This is a genomic window from Burkholderia anthina (genome assembly GCF_001547525.1).
Taxonomy (GTDB): Bacteria; Pseudomonadota; Gammaproteobacteria; order Burkholderiales; family Burkholderiaceae; genus Burkholderia; species Burkholderia semiarida.
This window is the reverse complement of record NZ_CM003768.1, coordinates 2,226,584-2,246,295: the sequence shown is the minus strand read 5'-3', so window position 1 is coordinate 2,246,295 and position 19,712 is coordinate 2,226,584. Positions and strand designations below refer to the sequence as shown.

The 19,712-nt window shown below is 69.4% G+C and carries 22 protein-coding genes and 1 tRNA gene; 11 read left to right on the top strand and 12 right to left on the bottom strand.

Annotated elements, in window-relative coordinates; genetic code table 11:
- Positions 1–38: 38 nt before the first annotated feature.
- The 3 genes from WS64_RS10315 to WS64_RS10305 form a co-directional block, all read right to left on the bottom strand.
- Positions 39–509 (bottom strand): Lrp/AsnC family transcriptional regulator, encoded by a 471-nt coding sequence (locus WS64_RS10315; protein WP_006477376.1) that lies wholly within the window; start codon positions 507–509, stop codon positions 39–41.
- 79 nt (positions 510–588) lie between these two features.
- Positions 589–1,248 (bottom strand): 3'-5' exonuclease family protein, encoded by a 660-nt coding sequence (locus WS64_RS10310; protein ID WP_006483674.1) that lies wholly within the window; start codon positions 1,246–1,248, stop codon positions 589–591.
- Positions 1,245–1,889, bottom strand: coding sequence for an MBL fold metallo-hydrolase (locus WS64_RS10305; protein WP_059638358.1), 645 nt, complete (start codon positions 1,887–1,889; stop codon positions 1,245–1,247). Before WS64_RS10305 ends, WS64_RS10310 begins: the two co-directional genes overlap by 4 nt.
- A 652-nt stretch (positions 1,890–2,541) precedes the next feature.
- Here WS64_RS10305 and WS64_RS10300 point away from each other — a divergent pair.
- Positions 2,542–3,153, top strand: a complete 612-nt coding sequence (locus WS64_RS10300; RefSeq protein WP_059578260.1) for a septal ring lytic transglycosylase RlpA family protein — start codon at positions 2,542–2,544, stop codon at positions 3,151–3,153.
- A 91-nt stretch (positions 3,154–3,244) separates the two neighbouring features.
- Here the strand turns inward: WS64_RS10300 and rsmI are convergent, their stop codons facing one another.
- On the bottom strand, positions 3,245–4,132 hold the full coding sequence (gene rsmI, locus WS64_RS10295; RefSeq protein ID WP_060966394.1) for a 16S rRNA (cytidine(1402)-2'-O)-methyltransferase: 888 nt from the start codon (positions 4,130–4,132) through the stop codon (positions 3,245–3,247).
- Between the two features lie 46 nt (positions 4,133–4,178).
- Between rsmI and WS64_RS10290 the strand changes: the two genes are divergently transcribed.
- The 5 genes from WS64_RS10290 (at position 4,179) to WS64_RS10270 (ending at position 6,637) form a co-directional block, all read left to right on the top strand.
- Positions 4,179–4,607, top strand: a complete 429-nt coding sequence (locus tag WS64_RS10290; protein ID WP_208606854.1) for a YraN family protein — start codon at positions 4,179–4,181, stop codon at positions 4,605–4,607.
- A gap of 126 nt (positions 4,608–4,733) precedes the next feature.
- On the top strand, positions 4,734–5,318 hold the full coding sequence (locus WS64_RS10285) for an SIS domain-containing protein (RefSeq protein ID WP_060310187.1): 585 nt from the start codon (positions 4,734–4,736) through the stop codon (positions 5,316–5,318).
- Positions 5,319–5,335: 17 nt separating this feature from the next.
- A complete protein-coding gene (locus WS64_RS10280; RefSeq protein WP_059578262.1) occupies positions 5,336–6,136 on the top strand; it encodes a BON domain-containing protein in 801 nt (266 codons plus the stop codon).
- Positions 6,133–6,495 (top strand): c-type cytochrome, encoded by a 363-nt coding sequence (locus WS64_RS10275; protein ID WP_059578167.1) that lies wholly within the window; start codon positions 6,133–6,135, stop codon positions 6,493–6,495. Before WS64_RS10280 ends, WS64_RS10275 begins: the two co-directional genes overlap by 4 nt.
- A gap of 66 nt (positions 6,496–6,561) precedes the next feature.
- Positions 6,562–6,637: transfer RNA gene (locus WS64_RS10270), tRNA-Ala, on the top strand.
- 68 nt (positions 6,638–6,705) lie between these two features.
- Here the strand turns inward: WS64_RS10270 and WS64_RS10265 are convergent.
- From WS64_RS10265 to WS64_RS10255, 3 genes are all read right to left on the bottom strand, one after another.
- Positions 6,706–7,017 carry a hypothetical protein gene (locus tag WS64_RS10265; RefSeq protein WP_060966392.1) on the bottom strand — a complete coding sequence of 104 codons (312 nt, stop codon included), beginning with the start codon at positions 7,015–7,017 and terminating at the stop codon, positions 6,706–6,708.
- Between the two features lie 126 nt (positions 7,018–7,143).
- The gene (locus WS64_RS10260; RefSeq protein WP_060966938.1) at positions 7,144–8,541 is read right to left on the bottom strand and encodes an enolase C-terminal domain-like protein; all 1,398 of its coding nucleotides are present in this window, start codon (positions 8,539–8,541) and stop codon (positions 7,144–7,146) included.
- Positions 8,542–8,603: 62 nt separating this feature from the next.
- Positions 8,604–9,944: an MFS transporter gene (locus WS64_RS10255; protein WP_060966391.1), complete on the bottom strand. Its 1,341-nt coding sequence runs from the start codon at positions 9,942–9,944 to the stop codon at positions 8,604–8,606.
- Between the two features lie 331 nt (positions 9,945–10,275).
- Between WS64_RS10255 and WS64_RS10250 the strand changes: the two genes are divergently transcribed.
- Together WS64_RS10250 and WS64_RS10245 are read left to right on the top strand one after the other, a co-directional pair.
- Complete coding sequence (locus tag WS64_RS10250) at positions 10,276–10,917, top strand: DUF2239 family protein (protein ID WP_060966390.1); 642 nt, start codon at positions 10,276–10,278, stop codon at positions 10,915–10,917.
- Positions 10,918–10,932: 15 nt separating this feature from the next.
- Positions 10,933–12,264, top strand: coding sequence for a carotenoid oxygenase family protein (locus WS64_RS10245; protein ID WP_060966389.1), 1,332 nt, complete (start codon positions 10,933–10,935; stop codon positions 12,262–12,264).
- A 19-nt stretch (positions 12,265–12,283) separates the two neighbouring features.
- Here WS64_RS10245 and WS64_RS10240 read toward each other — a convergent pair whose 3' ends face one another.
- From WS64_RS10240 to WS64_RS10225, 4 genes are read right to left on the bottom strand one after another with little or no spacing between them, the layout of a single operon-like run.
- The gene (locus tag WS64_RS10240; protein WP_059643682.1) at positions 12,284–13,450 is read right to left on the bottom strand and encodes an ABC transporter permease; all 1,167 of its coding nucleotides are present in this window, start codon (positions 13,448–13,450) and stop codon (positions 12,284–12,286) included.
- An 8-nt stretch (positions 13,451–13,458) separates the two neighbouring features.
- Entirely contained in the window at positions 13,459–14,613 is a 1,155-nt protein-coding gene (locus WS64_RS10235) for an ABC transporter permease (protein ID WP_060008773.1), read from the bottom strand.
- A 21-nt stretch (positions 14,614–14,634) separates the two neighbouring features.
- Positions 14,635–15,333 (bottom strand): ABC transporter ATP-binding protein, encoded by a 699-nt coding sequence (locus tag WS64_RS10230; protein WP_060966388.1) that lies wholly within the window; start codon positions 15,331–15,333, stop codon positions 14,635–14,637.
- A gap of 5 nt (positions 15,334–15,338) precedes the next feature.
- Positions 15,339–16,544: an efflux RND transporter periplasmic adaptor subunit gene (locus tag WS64_RS10225; protein WP_059643687.1), complete on the bottom strand. Its 1,206-nt coding sequence runs from the start codon at positions 16,542–16,544 to the stop codon at positions 15,339–15,341.
- 359 nt (positions 16,545–16,903) lie between these two features.
- Between WS64_RS10225 and WS64_RS10220 the strand changes: the two genes are divergently transcribed.
- Positions 16,904–17,137 carry a hypothetical protein gene (locus WS64_RS10220; protein ID WP_023477920.1) on the top strand — a complete coding sequence of 78 codons (234 nt, stop codon included), beginning with the start codon at positions 16,904–16,906 and terminating at the stop codon, positions 17,135–17,137.
- Between the two features lie 78 nt (positions 17,138–17,215).
- On the opposite strand, the gene WS64_RS10215 is transcribed toward WS64_RS10220, so the two are convergent.
- Complete coding sequence (locus WS64_RS10215; RefSeq protein ID WP_060966387.1) at positions 17,216–18,004, bottom strand: Mut7-C RNAse domain-containing protein; 789 nt, start codon at positions 18,002–18,004, stop codon at positions 17,216–17,218.
- Between the two features lie 106 nt (positions 18,005–18,110).
- On the opposite strand from WS64_RS10215, the gene WS64_RS10210 reads away from it, so the two are divergent.
- Together WS64_RS10210 and WS64_RS10205 are read left to right on the top strand one after the other, a co-directional pair.
- Entirely contained in the window at positions 18,111–18,980 is an 870-nt protein-coding gene (locus tag WS64_RS10210) for an NAD(P)-dependent oxidoreductase (RefSeq protein WP_059578192.1), read from the top strand.
- Positions 18,981–19,052: 72 nt separating this feature from the next.
- A complete protein-coding gene (locus WS64_RS10205; protein ID WP_059643694.1) occupies positions 19,053–19,688 on the top strand; it encodes a LysE family translocator in 636 nt (211 codons plus the stop codon).
- Positions 19,689–19,712: the final 24 nt, after the last annotated feature.

Below are 19,712 nucleotides of genomic sequence, written 5' to 3'. Positions count from 1 at the left end.
ACCGCGGACGCGGCCCGCCGCAGCGGCAGGCCCGCGCGTTACAGCGGCAATTGCGTGTCGAACTTGATTTCGCGCAGCACGACGCTCGTGCGCACCTGCGACACGGCCGGGATCTTGAAGATGCGCTCGTGGAGGAACACGTCGTAGGCCTTGATGTCCGGCGCGACGATCTTGAGGATGTAATCGGCTTCGCCGGTCGTGCTGTAGCACTCGGTGACTTCCGGGCAGGTCGCGATCTCGCGTTCGAACTGCTCGACGCCGCCCTCGTTGTGGCGCGTCAGGTGCACGTGCGCGAGCGCGCAGACGTGCAGGCCGAGCTTCTCGCGATCGAGCAGCGCCGTGTAGCGCTGGATCACGCCCGACTGTTCCATGTCCTTGATGCGGCGCCAGCACGGCGTGCTCGACAGCCCGACCTGGTCGGAGATTTCCTGAACGGAACGGCGCGCGTCGAGCTGCAACAGGCGAAGGATTTTTTGCGAAAAGGAATCGAGCGTCACCTGCGCCTCCATGCGGCAGCTACAACACGCTGAATGTTAGAGGGCCGGGAAAGGAAAGGCAATCTGGCGACGCGTCGCTGAGCGAGATTCGCTAATTTGCTCGCGGATCCGTGGGATTTTGTCCCGCCCCCGCGCTTTCCGACCGATCGGTATCCGACACCGCGAGGCCCGCCAGCGCCGCCTGCTGCCGGCGCAGGTCGGCGAGCATGTTGCAGAACAGCGCGCCTTGCTCGATCGCGTCGTCGAGCGCGACGTGCGTGTGCGGATGGTCGTCGAACCAGTGCTTCGGAAAGCGCGGCTTGATCGCCTTGCGGTACGGCAGGCCCGTCATCGCGAACGCGAGCGTCTTGATGTCGAGCGCCGACCACGAGAACGGGCAGCGCCCCGCGAAGCGCATCATGTACCAGAACATGAACGTGAAGTCGAAGCCGGCCGGCATCGCGACGAACACCGGCTTGCCGGGCAGCGCCTCGACCCATTCGACGTAGGCGACCAGCGCCGCCTCGGGCGTCTGCAGATCGCGCCGGCACGCGGCCCAGGCTTCCGGCTCGGTCTTCCACCACGCTTCCTGCACCGGGTGCGCGTGCGCGCCGGGCAGCGTCTCGAGGTTCGCCGAGAACGTCGCGATCAGCTGCTTGTCCTCGGTATAGGCGGCCGACGCGAAGCTCAGCATCGAGTGCGGGCCGGGAATCGGGCCGTCGGCCTCGACGTCGGTGCTGACGTAAATTTCCGGGATGGCGGTCTGGTTCATCCGAACACCTTGTCGGACACGAACGGGTTCGTGCGGCGCTCGTCGCCGAACGTCGACACGGGGCCGTGGCCGGGCACGAACGTGACGTCGTCGCCGAGCGGCCACAGCTTTTCCTTGATCGAACGGACGAGATCCTCGTGATTGCCGCGCGGGAAATCGGTCCGGCCGATCGAGCCCGCGAACAGCACGTCGCCGACGATCGCGACGCGATGCGCGCGGCTGAAGAACACCACGTGGCCGGGCGTGTGGCCCGGGCAGTGATAGACCTCGAGCGTTTCGTCGCCGAACTGCACGGTGTCGCCGTCGTTCAGCCACCGGTCGGGTTCGAAGCTGTCGGCGGCCGGAAAGCCGAAGCGCTCGCTCTGCGTCGGCAGCTTCTCGATCCAGAAGCGCTCTTCTTCCTGCGGCCCCTCGATCGGCACGCCGTAGCGCGTCGCGAGCGTCTTGGCGCCCGCGCAGTGATCGATGTGCCCGTGCGTGAGCAGCACCTTGTCGACCTGCACGTTCTGCCGCGCGATTTCCTGTTCGATCCGGTCGAGATCGCCGCCCGGATCGACGACGGCGGCGCGGCCCGTCTTCTCGCAGACGAGCAGCGAGCAATTCTGCTGGAACGGCGTGACCGGAATGAGCGTGACTTTCATGGAGGCACCGGCGGCTAAAAGGAGCGATTGTACCGGTCGCGCGCGCGGCCTGCCGTGCGTGCGACGCACCCCGAGGTGCACGCATCAGGGCATTCCCGGAGCATGCCGATTGTTACAGCCATAGCGAGAATCAATGGTCCGCCGGGGACCCTTTTCGAGACAAGGTTTTGATTTATGTATAATGCGCCCCATTGCGCGTGAATTTCACGCCATTCGCTGGTGTTTCGGCCCCGTTAAACGAGGCATCCGATTCACCGTCAAGCATCGGCCGCCGGGGAGTCCGGCGGTGTATCCAGCACCGAACATTCGGTGCTCACGTCTTGTCCGGCCGGGCGCTGCGCGCCCGCCTGCGGCCTTGCTGCCGCGCCGCCGGATGAGGCCTGTGCCGCCGTTCCTGTGCGTTGGTCGTATCGACGCGCGCGAACGTGGAGCCATGTTCGATGGCGGCATGTGGGGTCTGGTCAGGCTGTTGGGGACAGGTTGCGCCAGACGTGAAAACTAATCAGGACGGTTGCGGCCCAGACGAACGCCGCGCCCATGCTAGCCGCCTGCTCGCATTCGAGCGGGGCGTGCACGCATTTGCCGTCCGGGCCGCATCGCGTTGTGAAGCAGCGTTGTATCGATGCGGCCCGAACCAGAAGGCGACACGTCGATGAATTTACGTTTTCCGAGCCGATTCGGAACCATTGCATTGTTTTTTGCGCTGACGGGCTGTGCGGTGCCACCCAGCCAGACCACCGGCAGCGTGAACCCGAAGCGGGCGGTCGACAAGACGGCCGCTGCCGCGAAGGCGGACGACGACAAGCAGCCGCTCAATTTCGATTCCGCGCTGGCATCGATGCCGGCCGCCGACAGCAAGGACGCGAAGAAGTCGTCGCTGGCCGACGCCGAGCCGATCGACGGCAAGGATGTATCCGATTTCCGCCAGAGCGGCCGCGCATCGTGGTACGGGCGCGATTTCCACGGCCGCCGCACCGCGAACGGCGAACGCTTCAACATGAACGCGTTCACCGCCGCGCACCGCACGCTGCCGCTGTCGTCGTACATCAAGGTGACGAACGCATCGACCGGCAAGTGGGTCGTCGTGAAGGTCAACGATCGCGGGCCGTTCAAGCGCGGCCGCGTGCTCGACCTGTCGTATGCGGCGGCCAAGGTGATCGGCCTCGTGCACGCCGGCACGGGCCGCGTGAAGATCGAGGGGCTGTCGCCGCAAGAAGCGCGCGAGGCGCGCGACGAAATGTTCGCGTCGATCTCGGCGAAGTAACGCGGCGATCCCGTCCGGAGAATCCACCGCTCATGCACAAAGGGCTGCCTTCCGGCAGCCCTTTGTACTTTTCGCGCGGCGGCGGCGCGCGTCAGTCTTCCCTGCCTTCCTTCAGCACCAGCGCACGCGCATACAGCGTGTTGCGCGATGCGCCCGTCAGCGCGGCCGCGAGCCGGGCCGCGCTCTTCACCGGCACCTCGTCCAGCAGCAGCCTGAGCAGCGCGTCGTGCGCGGCGTCGTCCGCTTCGCCGCTTGCCGCCGGCGCGCCTTCGACGACCAGCACGAACTCGCCGCGCTGCCGGTTCGCATCGCCGGCGAGCCAGCTCTGTCCTTCGGCCAGGGTGCCCTGAAACAACTGCTCGTGTAGCTTGGTGAGCTCGCGCGCGATCAGCAGCCGGCGCGCGGGGCCGAACGCGTCGGCGAGCGCGGCGACGGTTTCGGCGATCCGGTGCGGCGCTTCGTAGAACACCAGCGCGTACGGGTGCGACGCCAGCGCCTGCAGCGCGGTCGCGCGCTGCTTGGCCTTCGGCGGCAGGAAGCCCGCGAACGTGAACGCGCCGGCCCAGTCGCCGGCCACGCTCAGCGCGGTCACGGCCGCGCTCGCGCCGGGCAGCGGAACCACTGCGAAGCCGGCCGCGCGCACGGCGTCGACGAGCCGCGCGCCGGGGTCGGAGATGCCCGGCGTGCCGGCGTCCGACACATAGGCCACGCGTTCGCCGCCACGCAGCAGTTCGATCACGCGCTGCGCGGCTTCGCGTTCGTTGTGCTCGTGCACGGCCACGAGCGGTTTCGATATCCCGTAGCGGGCGAGCAACTGGCCCGTGTTGCGGGTGTCTTCGGCCGCGATGCGGTCGGCGAGGCCGAGCACGTGCAGCGCGCGCAGCGTGATGTCGGCCGTATTGCCGATCGGCGTGGCGACCACGTAGAGCGCGGCGTCCGGGTAGTGCTGCGTATGCGCGAGTTCGAGGAGGGCAGTCATGGCAGGCAATGCACGCAATCGCGGCACGAACGGAACAAGGACGGCATTGTGCCACGCGGCGCGGGCCCGGCCGGATGGCGCGCGCGGCCGGCCGCCTTCGGGCGACAACTTTTCCGGCGCGGCGCGATCCAAACCGGTCGGCGCGGCGTTCGAGCAGCGCGCGCGGCAGTTTCTCGAGCGTCATGGTCTCGCGTTCGTCGCCGCCAATGTGACGATGCGCGGCGGCGAGCTCGATCTCGTGATGCGCGAGCCCGACGGCATGCTCGTGTTCGTCGAGGTGCGCGCGCGGCGCAGCACCCGGCATGGCGGCGCGGCCGCGAGCGTCGGCTGGCGCAAGCGGCGGCGCCTGGTCGCGGCCGCGCTGCAGTTCTGGTCGCGGCACGGCGCCGGCGCCGCGTGCCGTTTCGACGTCGTCGCGTTCGAGGCCGGCCGGCTTGCGTGGCTGCGCGATGCATTTCGTACCGACGATGCGTAGCCGCGAGCTGTGACGAGATGTAAAGAGTTCTTGCCGGACCGCCGGAGAGGGCGCCGGAGTACGGTAAACTCGCCGCACCCACGATGTCGCGCGAGTTGTGCCGCGCGCCCAGTTCACCAGGAATCGATGTCAGTCGAACGTATTCAGCAACAATTTCGCGACAGCGCCGCGCTTCACGCCGAAGCGGCCGACGCGCTGTCGCTGCCGATCGCAGCCGCGGTCGATGCGATGTTCGCCGCACTGGCGAACGGCAACAAGATCGTCGCGTGCGGCGACGGCCCGTCGGCCGCCGCCGCGCAGTACCTCGCCGCGTCGCTCGTCGGCGGTTTCGAGCGCGAGCGTCCGGGTCTGCCCGCGATCGCGCTGGCCACCGACGCGTCGCAGGCCGGCCTCGCGGGCGTGGCGGCCGCCGAGCAGTTGTTCGCGCAGCAGGTGCGCGTGCTGGGCCAGACGGGCGACATCCTGCTGGTGCTCGATGCGGGCGGCGCATCGCCGCGCGTGCTCGCGGCGATCGGCGAGGCGCACGAGCGCGAGATGACCGTCGTCGCGTTGACGGGCGGCAACGACCACACGGTGGCGGCCGCGCTGTCCGACACCGATATTCCGATCAGTGTGCCCGCCGTTCGCGCGGCGCGCATCCACGAAGTCCATCTGCTGACCATCCACTGCCTGTGCGACGGCATCGACGCGATGCTGCTGGGTGAGGATTGAACGAAGGAGAGCCGTCGATGAATCAAAGCCGCGTCAAACAGACGCTCGTCAGAACCACGCTGCTCGCCGCGCTGACGGCGGGCCTCGCCGTGTCGCTGCAGGGCTGTGTGCTCGGGGTCGTGGGCGCAGCGGCCGGCGGCGGCGCGCTGATCGCGACCGATCGCCGTACGCTTGGCGCGCAGACGGAGGATCGCGAGATCCAGGTCAAGTCGCTCTCGCAGATCAACAACGGGCTGCCGGACCAGTCGCACGTGAACGTGACGGTGTTCAACCGCCGCGTGCTGCTGACGGGCGAGGTGCCGAACGATGCGTCGAAGCAGCGCGCCGAGGAAATCGTGCGCGGCATCAACAACGTGAACGGCATCGTCAACGAACTGTCGGTCGGGCCCGCGTCGTCGCTGTCGTCGCGCGCGAACGACTCGTACCTCGAAGGGCGCGTGAAATCCGAGCTGATCGCGACGAAAGGCATCTCGGCGAACTACTACAAGGTCGTCGCTGAACGCGGCAATCTTTACCTGATGGGGCTCGTGACGGTGGACGAAGGCAATCGCGGCGCGGAAGCCGCGAGCCAGGTGCCGGGCGTCGAGAAGGTCGTGAAGGTGTTCCAGTACGTGAAGCCGCAGGACGCGCAGGCGCTGCAGGACGCGTCGCCCGCGAGCGGCGCATCCGGCGCGCAGGCGGCTGCCGCACCGGCGGACAGCGCGACGGTCGGCGCGGTGCCCGACGCGTCGGTGCAGTCCACGCCGCTGCAGCCGCCCGCGCCGATCTCGAATTCGTCGAGCGTGCATCCCGGCAATCCGAAGGCGAAGGCGCAATGACGGGCATGCAGATGAAGCAGATGAAACGCTGGATGGTGCACGGTGGCGCGGCCATGGCGCTCGTGGCCGGCACGCTGGGTGCGGCTCACGCGGACGTCGGCGACGGCCTGAAAGTGGCGCGCGGCAACGCGTGCATGGGCTGCCACGCGGTCGACCGCAAGCTCGTCGGCCCGTCGTTCAAGGACATCGCCGCTCGCTACAAGTCCGATCCGCAGGCCGTCGCGAAGCTGTCGAAGAAGGTGAAGGACGGCGGCTCGGGCGTGTGGGGCGCGATTCCGATGCCCGCGCATCCGCGCATGAGCGACGCCGACGTCCGGTCGGTGGTCGAATGGGTGCTGGCCGGCGCGCCGTCAAAGTAACGCGTCGCGGGTGACGTAACCCCTATTGCCAAGCGTGGAAATGCGTGTGTATGATGGTCGTCTGTTGGGGCGGTAGCTCAGCTGGGAGAGCGTCGCGTTCGCAATGCGAAGGTCGGGAGTTCGATCCTCCTCCGCTCCACCAACGGAATTTGAAAGGCCCGATCGCAAGATCGGGCCTTTTTGTTTTCCGCGAGCCATGGGCGCGACGCGCTAGGTCGCCAACTGGCAGGCCAACCTGAACGCAGGCACCGACAGCGCGGCGAACCCCACCGTCATGGCCGCGAGCACCGCGGTTCTTCTCCGCAGCAGCACGCACAGGGCGATCGACAGCCCGTAGACCGCGCAGGTCAAAATGATGATCCACACGAGCGCCGCGTAGCCCGCACCGCCTTCGAAATTCGACACGTTCCGCGTGATCCGGGTCGCGACATAGCCGGCGACGGTCATGCTCGCGGGCAGGCACAGCGCCGAATACAGCACGAAGACGATGATCTGCCGCGGTGTCGGACCGGATGACGTCATGAAAAGCGTTTTTTGCGAATGGACGAGGAGCGCCCGACCGTCCGCCGCACGGGCCGATCCAGGCAGCCGGCAGGATGCGGCCGTTTTCCGTATTTGGCAACCGCCCCCCGTCAGCACACCGCCCCGTCACGCCCGCCCGAAACTCGGTCGCTTCGGATCGTAAGTCCACCCCGGCACCAGATAGCGCATCGCCACCGCATCGTCGCGCGCGGTGCCGCCCACCTGCCGGTACAGCGCATGCGCGGCCTCGACCTGTGCCATGTCCAGCTCGATGCCGAGCCCCGGCCGCTCCGGCACGGCCACCTTGCCGCCGACGATCGCGAGCGGCTCGCGCGTGAGCCGCGCGTCGCCTTCCTGCCAGATCCAGTGCGTGTCGATCGCGGTGATCGTGCCAGGCGCGGCCGCCGCCGCATGCGTGAACATCGCGAGCGACACGTCGAAGTGGTTGTTCGAGTGCGAGCCCCACGTGAGCCCCCAGTCGCGGCACAGCTGCGCGAGCCGAACGGAGCCCTGCATCGTCCAGAAATGCGGATCGGCGAGCGGGATGTCGACCGCCTGCAGCCGCACCGCGTGATCCATCTGCCGCCAGTCGGTCGCGATCATGTTGGTCGCGGTAGGGATCCCCGTCGCGCGGCGGAATTCTGCCATCACCTCGCGGCCCGAATAGCCGCCTTCCGGCCCGCACGGATCTTCCGCGTACGCGAGCAGGCGGCCTTGCCCGCGGCACAGCGCGACGGCTTCGTCGAGCGACCACGCGCCGTTCGGATCGAGCGTCGTGCGCGCGTCGGGAAAGCGCGCCTTGATCGCCGCGATCGCTTCGATCTCGTCCGCGCCGGCCATCACGCCGCCCTTCAGCTTGAAATCGGCGAAACCGTAGCGCTCGACCGCCGCTTCGGCCTGCCGCGCGATCGCGGCCGGCGTGAGTGCCGCTTCGTTGCGCAGCCGGAACCAGCCATCCGAAGCGTGCGCCTCGTCGCGATACGGCAGATCGGTGCGGCGCCGGTCGCCGATGTAGAACAGGTACGCGAGCATCGGCACCGCGTCGCGCTGCTGGCCTTCGCCGAGCAGCGCCGCGACCGGCACGTCGAGATACTGGCCGAGCAGGTCGAGCAGCGCGGCCTCGATCGCGGTGATCACGTTGTCGAGCCGCAGGTTGATCTCGTGCGGCTGGCGCAGCACGGCCGCCTCGCCGGCCGACGTCACTTCGTGGCGGATCGTGCGGCCAGCGCCGGGACCGGCGCCGGACAGCGCCGCGCGCACCGCGTTGAGCGTCGCCTGGTAGCGCCCGATCGGCTGCCCGACCACGCGATCCGTCATGCGCTCGAGCGCGTGGCGGATGCCTTCGCCGCCCGGCACTTCGCCGACGCCCGTATGCCCGCTGCTGTCGTCGAGGATCACGAGGTTGCGCGTGAAGTACGGCGCGTGCGCGCCGCACAGGTTGAGCAGCATGCTGTCGCGGCCGGCGACGGGAATCACCTGCATGCGCGTGACGCGCGGGGTGCCGGCACGGCTGGTTTCGGACATCGGTTCGCTCCTGGTTCCGGTGGCGCGCGGGCCGACGGACGCGCCGGCGCGGCCCGCGCCGTTCATTGAAGCTCGACGCGGCGGATCTCGCCGACGACGAACAGGTAGCAGATCACGGCGACGAGCGCGTGCGCGACGACATAGACGAGCGCGCCGTTGAACGAGCCGCTGCGGTCGACGATATAGCCGATCGCGATCGGCGTCGTGATGCTGGAAAGGTTGCCGCAGGTGTTGAGCAGCGCGCCGCTCAGCCCGGCGATCTGGCGCGGCGCGGTGTCGGCGTTGACGGCCCAGCCGAGCGCGCCGAGCCCCTTGCCGAAGAACGACAGCGCCATGAACAGCACGACGAGCACGTGCGAATCGGTGTAGTTGCAGACGATCATCGACATCGACAGCAGCATGCCGATCACGATCGGCACCTTGCGCGCGACCGACAGCGAGCGGCCCTGCCTGAGCAGCGCATCGGACACGACGCCGCCGAGAATCCCGCCGAGGAAGCCGCACACGGCGGGAATCGACGCGACGAGCCCCGCGTTGAGGATCGACATCCCGCGCGCCTGCACCAGATAGACGGGAAACCACGTGATGAAGAAGTAGGTGAGCGCGTTGATGCAGTACTGCGCGACGTACACGCCGACCAGCATCCGGTTGCGCAACAGCGCCTTCACGTGGCGCATCGACGGGCCGCCGTCGCGCCCGCCCGTCGCCTGGTCGATGTTGACGAGCGCACCGCCTTCGGCGAGGTAGTCGAGTTCCGCGCGGTTGATGCTCGGGTGGGCCTTCGGGTCGTACATCGTGCGGTTCCACACCAGCACGAACGCGAAGCCGAGCACGCCCATCACCGCGAACACCGCCTGCCAGCCGAACGCGTGCACGAGCCAGCCCATCAGCGGCGCGAACACGACGGTCGCCGCGTACTGCGCGGCGTTGAAGATCGCCGACGCGGTGCCACGTTCGGCGGCCGGGAACCACGCGGACACGATCCGGCTGTTGGCGGGGAACGACGGCGCCTCGGCCGCGCCGACCAGGAACCGCAGCCCGAACAGCAGCGCGAACGCGGCCGCGCCGCCGAAGAAGCCGATGCCGCCCTGCAGCAGCGTGAACAGCGACCAGAAGAAGATGCTGAATGCGTAGACGATGCGCGATCCGTAGCGGTCGAGCAGCCAGCCGCCCGGCAGTTGCGCGACCACGTACGACCAGCCGAACGCGGAAAAGATGAAGCCCATCTGCACGTGGCTCAGGTGCAGCGCGCGGGCGAGGCTCGGGCCCGCGATCGCGATGGCCGCGCGATCCGCGTAGTTGATCGTCGTGACCGCGAACAGGACGGCGAGCACCAGCCAGCGCACGCGGGTGCGCCGGGCCGTTGCCGACGCGGACGTCGGCAGCGCGTGAAGCGGATTCATGACTTGTCTCCTCCGAAGGGCGGAAGGTGCCGTCGTGCGGCAGGCGCGTCGGTGCGCGCGTGATGTGGGTGGATGCCGCCGACGGGAGGCCGGGCACCGGACGCCGATGCGAGGGCGTCCGGGCCATTCTGTCATGTCGAAACTTGCGTTTTCATGCCAATTGCTGACTTGATCGATTCAGCATTTGAATCGATCGGGAGAGGTTCCCCGCGGTCGACCCCGCAGGATGGGAACTCGATGAGGGCGATGTTTTTACCCGGATAATATTGACATCCGATTAATACCCGGATAAAAATAGCGTCATTCCGATTTCAGCCTGCGGGCGACCACGATGACCGCTTCCACGCTCCTTCCTTCGTACACGGCCTTCGACGGCCACCGGCGGCTCGCGTCGGGCACGCTCGCGACGGTCGCGCTCGCTGCCCGGCAGGCGGCCGGCGACGCGACGTCCGGCACGATCCTGATCTTCGACGACGCGACGGGCCGCTCGATCGACCTCGACCTGCGCGGCACCGCGGACGACGTCCGCGCGCGCTATGCGGTGCCGTCGGGCGGCGCATCTGGAGCGTCCGGCGGCGCCGGCGAGCCGGCGGGCGCGGGCGCCGGCGAACAGCGCGGCCGCGGCCGGCCGAAGCTCGGCGTGGTGTCGCGCGAGGTCACGCTGCTGCCGCGTCACTGGGAATGGCTCGGCGCGCAGCCGGGCGGCGCGTCGGTGGCGCTGCGCAAGCTCGTCGAGGACGCGCGGCGCACGCATGCGGCGGCCGACCGGCGCCGCGACGCGCAGGCGCGCGCGTACCACTTCATGTCGGCGATGGCGGGCGACCTGCCCGGTTTCGAGGAAGCCGCGCGCGCGCTGTATGCGAACGACCCGGCGCAGCTGGCCGAACTGATCGCCGGCTGGCCGGACGACGTGCGCGACCATGCGCTCGCGCTGGCGCGCGGCGATCTGCCGCCGGCCGCCGAAGACTGCTGACGGAGCGCCGACGCGATGACTGTATTCGACCTGAACCGCGGCGCGATCGCGCCGATTGCCGACGAAGTCGACTTCTTCGACCTGCGCGTGACGGGCACCCTTCCGCGCGAACTCGACGGCACGTTGCTGCGCAACGGCCCGAACCCGCCGGGCGGCCGCTTCGAAGGCAACGACCTGCTGTCGTGGTGGCCGGAGGCCGCGATGCTGCACGCGATCGCGTTCGACGACGGCCGCGCGGCCGGCTACCGGAACCGCTGGGCGCGCACGCGGCGCTGGGCCGCCGTGCACGCGCCCGCGCAGGCGCCGCATCTGCCCGACACCAATCCGAACGTGAACGTGCTGCAGCATGCGGGCGAATTGCTCGCGCTGGCCGAGGGCGGCGCGCCGCTCGCGATCACCGCCGCGCTCGATTCGCTCGGCATGCCGGCGCGGCACGCGGGCTTCGACGGCGCGATGACCGCGCATCCGAAGGTCGACCCGGCAACGGACGAGCTGATCCTGTTCCGCGCGGACTGGCGTGCGCCCTGGCTGCGCTACGGCGTGATCGACGCGACGGGCGTGAAGCGCGTCGATCTCGAGATCGAGCTGGGCGCGCCGTCGATGATGCACGACCTCGCGATCACCGAAACCCGCAGCCTGCTGCTCGACCTGAACGTCGGCTACGACTTCTCGCTGCTGAAGCAGGGCCACCGGATGCCGCTGCGCTGGCACGACGACCGGCCCGCGCGCATCGGCGTGCTGCCGCGCCACGGCGGCGACGTGCGCTGGTTCGACGTCGAGCCGTGTTTCATCCAGCACGTCGTCAACGCGTACGACTGCGACGCATCGTGCATCGTGCTCGACGCGGTGCGCTATCCGTCGTTCCTGCGGCTCGACGCGCGCACGGGCCGCTTCGCCGACAACCCGGTCGGCGAGCTGTGGCGCTATGTGATCGATACGGCGAACGGGCTGGTCGACGAAGGGCCGCTCGCCGACGGCGGCATCGAGCTGCCGCGCATCAACGAAACCCGCACCGGGCGCGGCTACCGCTATCTATACGCGGCCGAGCAGCCGAACAACGCGGAAATGCGCGGCGTGATGCGCTTCGACCACGCGCGCGGCACGACGATGCACTATGCGGTGCCGGCCGGCGACCAGAACGGCGAGCCGGTGTTCGTGCCGCGCCCGGGCGGCGCCGACGAGGACGACGGCTGGCTGCTGGTGATGGTCTACCGCGCGGCGACGGATACGAGCGACGTCGTGATCCTCGATGCGCGCGCGATCGACGCGGGGCCGGTCGCGGCCGTGCATCTGCCGCGCCGCGTGCCGGCCGGGTTCCACGGCGCGTGGGTGCCGCGCGAACGTTGAACGTGAGCGGCGGCGCGCGTCACTGCGCGCGCAGCGCGTCGACGATCTTCAGCCGCGCCGCGCGCATCGCCGGCAGGAACCCGCCGACGAGCCCCATCACGAGCGAGAACCCGAGCGTCTTCACGACGATCGCGGGCGTCAGCACGAAGCGGAACGACAGGTCCGAGAAGGTCTGGAAGTTGGTCGTCGAGAACGACGCGAACTGCATCAGCGACGCGCACGCGAGCCCCGCGACGCCGCCGACGAAGCCGAGCAGCAGCGCCTCCAGCAGGAACGCCGCGAGCACGTTGGTGCGCTTGAAGCCGAGCGCGCGCAGCGTGCCGATCTCGGCCACGCGGTTCGCGACCGACGCATACATCGTGATCATCGCGCCGATCATCGCGGCGATCGAGAAGATCGTCGACAGCGTGATGCCGAGGATGTTGATGAACGTCGACAGCGCCTTCGACTGGTCGCCGTAGAAGGTCTGCTCGCGCTTGGCCTCGTCGGTCAGGCGCGGGTCGACGTCGATGTCGGCCTTGAAGCGCGCGAAGCCGTCCGCGCTCGGAATGCGCAGCACCATCGACGAATAGCTGGTGCGCCGGAACGACTGCATCAACTGGTCGACGTCGCCCCAGATCTCCGAATCGAAGCCGCTGCCGCCCGCGTCGAACACGCCGACGATGGTCCAGTCGCGTTGCGCGAAATGCAGGCGGTCGCCGAGCTGTGTGCCGCTGAAGCCTTTCGCGATCGCGCTGCCGACGACGATCTCCGACGAGCCGGGCGCGAAGGTCCGGCCGGCCGCGAGCTTCACGTGCGGACGCAGCGCGAGGCCGGCCGGCGACACGCCGCGGATCACGACGTTCGACGGCTTGCCGCTCGACGTCTTCACGAGCGAGATCAGCACGACGGCTTCCTTCGACACGAGCGGCCGGCCGTCGGGGCCGAGCGCGACGGCCGGGTGCATTTCGAGCGCGTTGGCCTGCTGATGGTCGATCGAACTCTGGATCTCGGTCTCGGCGCCCTTGCGGATCACCACCGCGTTGTCGGGTTCGCCGGTCGACACGAGCGTTTTCGTGAGACCCGCATCGAGCATCTGCACCGTCGCGAACACGAAGATCACGAGCGCCATCCCGCCCGCGGTGAGCGCGGTGGTCAGCCGCCGGGTCCACAGGTTGCGCGCGATGTAGGTGAGCGGGATCGCCATGTGCGTCGCTATCCGATCGCCCGCAGGCCTTCGACCACGCGCACGCGCGCGGCCTGCCACGCCGGCACGAGCGCGGCCGCGAGGCCGACCGCGACCGAGCACGCGGCCTGCAGCACGACCGTCCCGGTCGATACCTTGAACACCGGAAAGATGCCGCCTGCCGCCTGCTTGAACAGGCTCGCGGCGGGCGGCGTCGCGAGGATCCCGAGCGCGCCGCCGACCACCGCGATCACGACCGATTCGCCGAATACGATCAGCGCGAGAAACCCGGGGCCGAAGCCGAGCGCCTTCAGCGTCGCGTATTCGGCCGTGCGCTCGCGCGCGCTCATCGCCATCGCGTTGGCCATCACCGCCATGATGATCAGGATCACCACGTACGACACCAGGCGGATCGCCGCGATGATCTGGTTCGACATCGCGACGAAGCCGAGCTGGAACGCCTGCTCGGTCTCGGTGAGTGTCTCGGCGAGCGAGTTCTTGAACACCGCGTCGACGTTGCGCGCGATCGCGGCGCCGTCGTCGGGGTTCGCGACGCCGAGCACGAACACGCCGACCTGGTCGGCCTGCTTCGGCGTGCGCTTGCGCACCGTCTCGTTCAGGTAATCCCAGTGGAACACCAGTTGGCGCGTGATCGTCGAATCGTCGCGGCCGTCGAGAATCCCGCGCACGACGAAATCCCACGTGCCCGGATAGATCGTGCCCTTCAGCGGGATCACGTCGCCGACCTTGAAGCCGAACTGCGTCGCGAGCTGCCGGCCGACCAGGCAACCGCGGCGGTCGCGGTCGTAGTCGGCGCGCTGCTGCGCCGGCAGGATGAATTCCGGATACAGGTCGAGGTAGTTCTCCGACACCGCGAAGCTCGCGAAGAAGTTCTTCGGATCGCGATAGATGCCGCCGAACCAGTTCGAGCGGACCACGGCCGTCACGCCGTCGACGCCGCGGATCCGGTTCTCGTAGCTCACCGGCAGCGGAAACACCAGCGAGATCGCGTTGCGCGTGACGAGCCGTCCGCTGGACGCGGCCGCCGCGCCCGCGTACCACGCGTCGACGACGGTGTGCAGCAGCCCGAACGCGAGCACGGCGATCGTGAGCCCGAGCACGGTCAGCAGCGTGCGCAGCCGGTGCCGCAGCGCATTGCGCGCGATCAGCTTCAGCACATACACGGCGCGCGCTCCCGTCGCCGCTCAGCCGGCGTGCCCATCGATCAGCTCCCCCTTTTCCAGGCGGACGAGCGAGCGCGCGGCGCCGGCCGCATGCGCGTCGTGCGTCACCATGATGATCGTCTTGCCGAGCTCGGCGTTCATCCGCTGCAGCATCGCGAGCACGTCGGTGGCCGACGCGCGGTCGAGGTCGCCGGTCGGCTCGTCGGCGACGATCAGCACCGGATCGGTGATCAATGCGCGCGCGATCGCGACGCGCTGCTGCTGGCCGCCCGACAGCTCGGACGGGTAATGGCTCGTGCGATCGCCGAGATTCACCATGTCGAGCACGAGCTCGACGCGCTCGCGCCGCTCGCGGCGCGACAGGTGCGTGAGCATCAGCGGCAGCTCGACGTTCTCGAACGCGGTGAGCACGGGCATCAGGTTGTAGAACTGGAAGATGAAGCCGACGTTCGCCGCGCGCCATTCGGCCAGTTGCGCCTCGGCGAGTTGCGAGATGTCGAGTCCGCCGACGCGCAGCTCGCCGCTGTCGGGCCGGTCGATGCCGGCCACGAGGTTCAGCAGCGTGCTCTTGCCGGAGCCCGACGGCCCCATCAGCGCGACGAAGTCGCCTTCGCCGATGTCGAGCGTGATGTCGGTCAGCACGGGCACGATCTGGTTGCCGCGCCGGTACGACTTCGCGACGTGACTGAGCTCGACGAGGGGCGGTTGGGCGTCGTTCACGCGCGCTACTTCTTCGCGACGGTCACGTTCGCGCCGTCCTTCAGCTTCGCGCCCGGGGCGAGCACGACCGTGTCGCCGGGTTTCACGCCGCGCACCGCGACGAGCTCGCCGATCCGCGCGCCCTTCGTCACGGCCACCGCATGCACGGCGTCGTCCTTCACGACGAACACGACCGGCCGGCCGTCGCGCTCGACCACCGCGCTCGCCTGCACGGCCGTCACCGGCTGCCGGTCCTGCGGCGACGCGGGCTTCGACAGGAACGCGATCTTCGCGCTCATGTCGGGCAGCACGCGCTCGTCGCGGTCGACGAAGCGCACCTTCACGAGCACGGTGGCCTTCGAGCGGTCGACGGTCGGCACGATGCGCGACACGCGCCCCGCGAAGCGCATGTCGGGCAGCGCGTCGAGCTGGATCTCGCACGGCTGCTCTGCGCGGATCTTCGCGATGTTCGATTCGGCGACGTCGGCCTCGACTTCGAGCGTTTCCATGTCGGCGATCGTCACGACCGCGCCCTTGCTGTCCGACGCGGACGAGAACGGCGTGATGTTGTCGCCGACGTTCGCGTGCTTGGCGAGCACGATGCCGTCGAACGGCGCGCGGATCACCGTCTGGTCGACCGCCACCTGCGCGGCCTGCGCGTTCGCTTCGGCCGACGCGATCGCGGCCTGGTCGCTGGCGAGCGTCGCGCGCGCCTTGTTCACGCGGGCCGTGTCGGTGTCGAGCTGCGCGGCCGGCACGGCCCCGCGCGGCGCGAGTGCGGCCGTGCGGCGCAACGCGATCTCCGCATCCTTGAGCTCGGCCTGCGCGACGCCGAGGTTCGCGCGGGAGACCTGCACCTGCGCGCGGGCCTGCCCGAGCGACGCCTGCACGTCGCTGCTTTCGAGGCGCGCGATGATCTCGTTCTGCTTCACGCGCGTGCCTTCGAGCACGCCGAGCCACTCGACGCGCCCCTGGCCCTTCGACGCGACCGCGGCCTTGCGCTGCGGCACGACGTAGCCGGTCGCATTGAGCTGCGTGTCATTCTGGTACGGGTAGGCGGACGTGACGGACGTGGTGTCGACGCTCGGCCGGCCGGTGAGCGCGAGGCCGGCGACGATCGCGACGACGACGAGCGCGGCGGCGAACGCATAGCGCGCCCACCGGCGCCGGCGCGGCGCCGGTGCGAGCGGACGCCGGTCGATTTTCAGTTTGTCCAGATTGTGATCGGGCAATTTGAGCGCCTCGAGACGGCGGCGGTCGTGCGACCGGCCGCGATCCGGTTTCCGGGGAAAGGGACGGATGGACGCCAGTATAAGCGTCGCCCGGGCGCCGCGCGAGCCGGTTTGCGGCGCGTTGCGACGGCGGCTTGCCCGGCTTGCCGGTACCGGGCGACGCGGCGGCCCCCGGGAAAACCCGAGGATGCAGGCAACGTGTCAACTTGCCGCGAACGCGGTGCGTTATGGAACCAGTGCGTCAGGTTTCGTCGCGACGGAACGGCGAAAGCCGGCCTCGCGGCCTGGGGCTCCGGTGCGAATGCCTCGCATCTTTAATTACCGGTACGTTTGATTTTTTCTCCGCTAAAGGAAAAACAATGAAGAAGACGCTCGCTTCGATCATCGCCGCGGCATTCGCGCTCGCATCGGTTTCGGCATTCGCACAGGCGTCCGCGCCGGCAGCCGACACGCCGGCTGCCGCATCGGCACCGGCCAAGAAGGATCACAGCAAGCCGAAGCACCAGCTGAAGCACCACGGTTCGAAGAAGGGCCAGGCGAAGGCTGCAGCCGCATCGGCCGCCGGCACGAACGACGCAGGCACGCAGAACTAAGCGGTTCGCCGCCACGGCCGGCGTTGCCGGCCATCGGTCGGCCAGCCCCGCATGCTCCGGCATGCGGGGTTTTGTTTTTCAGGCGCCGGATTCGCCGGGTTCGTCGGATTCGCGCGGTTCGTCGAGCCGAACGGGCGGCGGCGCGCGCATCGCGTCGACCACCGTGCGCATGCGCCGCCAGTGCGAGCCTTCCCAGAACACGCGCCGGCACACGTCGCACGCGACGAAGCGCCGCTGCCGCTGCCGGACGCCCGCCGGCACGCGCGGCGCGGCGGCGGCCGCGTCGAGCGGATGCAGCGGCGCGTTGCAGCGCAGGCACAGCCGGAACGGCCGCATGTGCGGGGCGAGATCGAGCCGCTCGAACAGTTCGCGCAACTGGTCGGCCGGCTGCCGCGCATGGAGATAGCAGCCGCGCACGACCGCGCGCCGCTTGAGCAGCTCGCGGTCGCGGGTCAGCACGATCCGGTGCTCGCGCTCGGCCAGCGCCGCGAGTTCGTCGTCGCGGTAGTGGTTGTCGTAGCAGGTGTCGAAGCCGGCGAGGCGCAGCAGTTGCGCGAGGCCGCCGAGATGCGCGTCGGCGACGAAGCGCCATGACGCCGGCGGCAGTCCGGTGGCACCGTTGGCCGCCGGGCGCGCGCGCTCGGGAAAGACGTCGACGCGGTCGCCGTCGTCGAGCGGGCGGTCGAGCGCGGCCGGCGCGTCGTTCACGCACAGCCGGCCGATTTCGGTATGCGGGACGCCGAGCGCCTCGATCGCGTGCTTCACCGTCGCATCGCGCGCGCACGCGTGGGCGAACGCCCGATCGCGCCGCGGGCGCGCGAGAAAGGCGTTCAGTTCGCCGTGAAAGCGGAAGGTCGCGGTCGCCATTCGTGCAGTATCGCACCGCGCCGGCCGGCAGGCGGCAGGCGGCAGGCGCTGCAGACCGTCGGCATCTGTGTTTAACTCGCGGCTTCACGGAGCGAAGGAGCGGGTGATGGATCTCGGGTTTATCGGGCTGGGCGAAATGGGGCAGGCGATCGCGACGAACCTGCTGAAGGCGGGCCACACGGTGCGGGTCTGGAACCGCTCGCGCGAGCGGGCCGAGCCGCTCGCGGCGTTCGGCGCGCGGATCGTCGACACGCCGGCCGACGCGTTCCGCGGCGACGCCGTGTTCTCGATGCTCGGCGACGATGCGGCCGCGCGCGCGGTGTTCGACGACGCGCTGCTGGCCCAGGCGCCGCGCGGGCTGATCCACGTGAACATGGCGACCGTATCGGTCGCGCTCGCCGAGTCGCTCGCGCACGCGCATGCTTCGCGCGGCATCGACTATGTCGCCGCGCCGGTGATGGGGCGGCCCGACGTCGCGGCCGCCGCGCGCCTCACGATCATGGCCGGCGGCCCGGCCGAGGCGATCGACCGCGTGCAGCCGCTGTTCGACGCGATCGGCCAGAAGACCTGGCGGTTCGGTTCGCTGCCGCAGCACGCGAACGTCGCGAAGATCGCCGCGAACTTCACGCTCGCGTCGGCGATCGAGACGCTCGGCGAGGCATCCGCGCTGCTGGGCGCGCACGGCGTCGCGATGCGCGATTTCCTCGACGTGATCACCAGCAGCGTGTTTCCGGGGCCCGTCTACGAAGGCTACGGCGCGATGATCGCCGAGCGGCGCTACGAGCCCGCGCGCTTCAAGGCGCGGCTCGGGCTGAAGGACGTCCGGCTCGCGCTGGAGGCCGGCGACGCGACGTCGGTGCCGCTGCCGGTCGCGAGCGTCGTGCGCGACAGCCTGCTCGACGCGCTCGCGCACGGCGGCGGCGACCAGGATTTCGCGGTGCTCGGCGAAGCCGCGCTGCGCCGCGCCGGCCGCTGACACGCGACACAAGCGTCGTATGCACGGCATAATCGGCAGTTCGTTTTCCGTCCATTTCAGGCAGAGGCAGGCATGAACTTGCATACGTGGTGGCTTTTCGTGGCGACGGTGTTCGTCGTGTCGGCGATTCCGGGCCCGAACATGCTGCTCGTGATGACGCACGGCGCGCGGCACGGGCTGCGGCGTTCGTCCGCGACGATGGCCGGCTGCCTGAGCGCGCTGGTGCTGATGCTCGCGGTCTCCGCGGCCGGGCTCGGCGCGGTGCTCGAAGCATGGCCGGCGATGTTCAATGCGTTGCGCTTCGCGGGTGCGGCCTACCTGATCTATCTCGGCGTGAAGGCGTGGCGCGCACGCGTGGACGACGCGCCGGCGGCCGACGTCGATGCGGTGTCGCAACAGGCATCGGCATCGCGCGCGGCGCTGTTCCGCAACGGCTTCCTGGTCGCGGGCAGCAACCCGAAGGCGATCCTGTTCGCGGCCGCGCTGCTGCCGCAGTTCATCAACGCGGCCGAGCCGACGCTGCCGCAATTCGGCATCCTCGTCGTCACGTTCGCGGTGATCGAGGTGAGCTGGTATCTCGTCTACGCGGCGTTCGGCACGCGCATCGGCGCCACGCTGAAGAGCCAGAGCGTCGCGAAGGTGTTCAACCGGCTGACGGGCGGGCTGTTCGTCGGCTTCGGCGCGATGATGGCGCTGGTCCGTCACTGATTCCCGGCCGGCGCCGGCGTACCG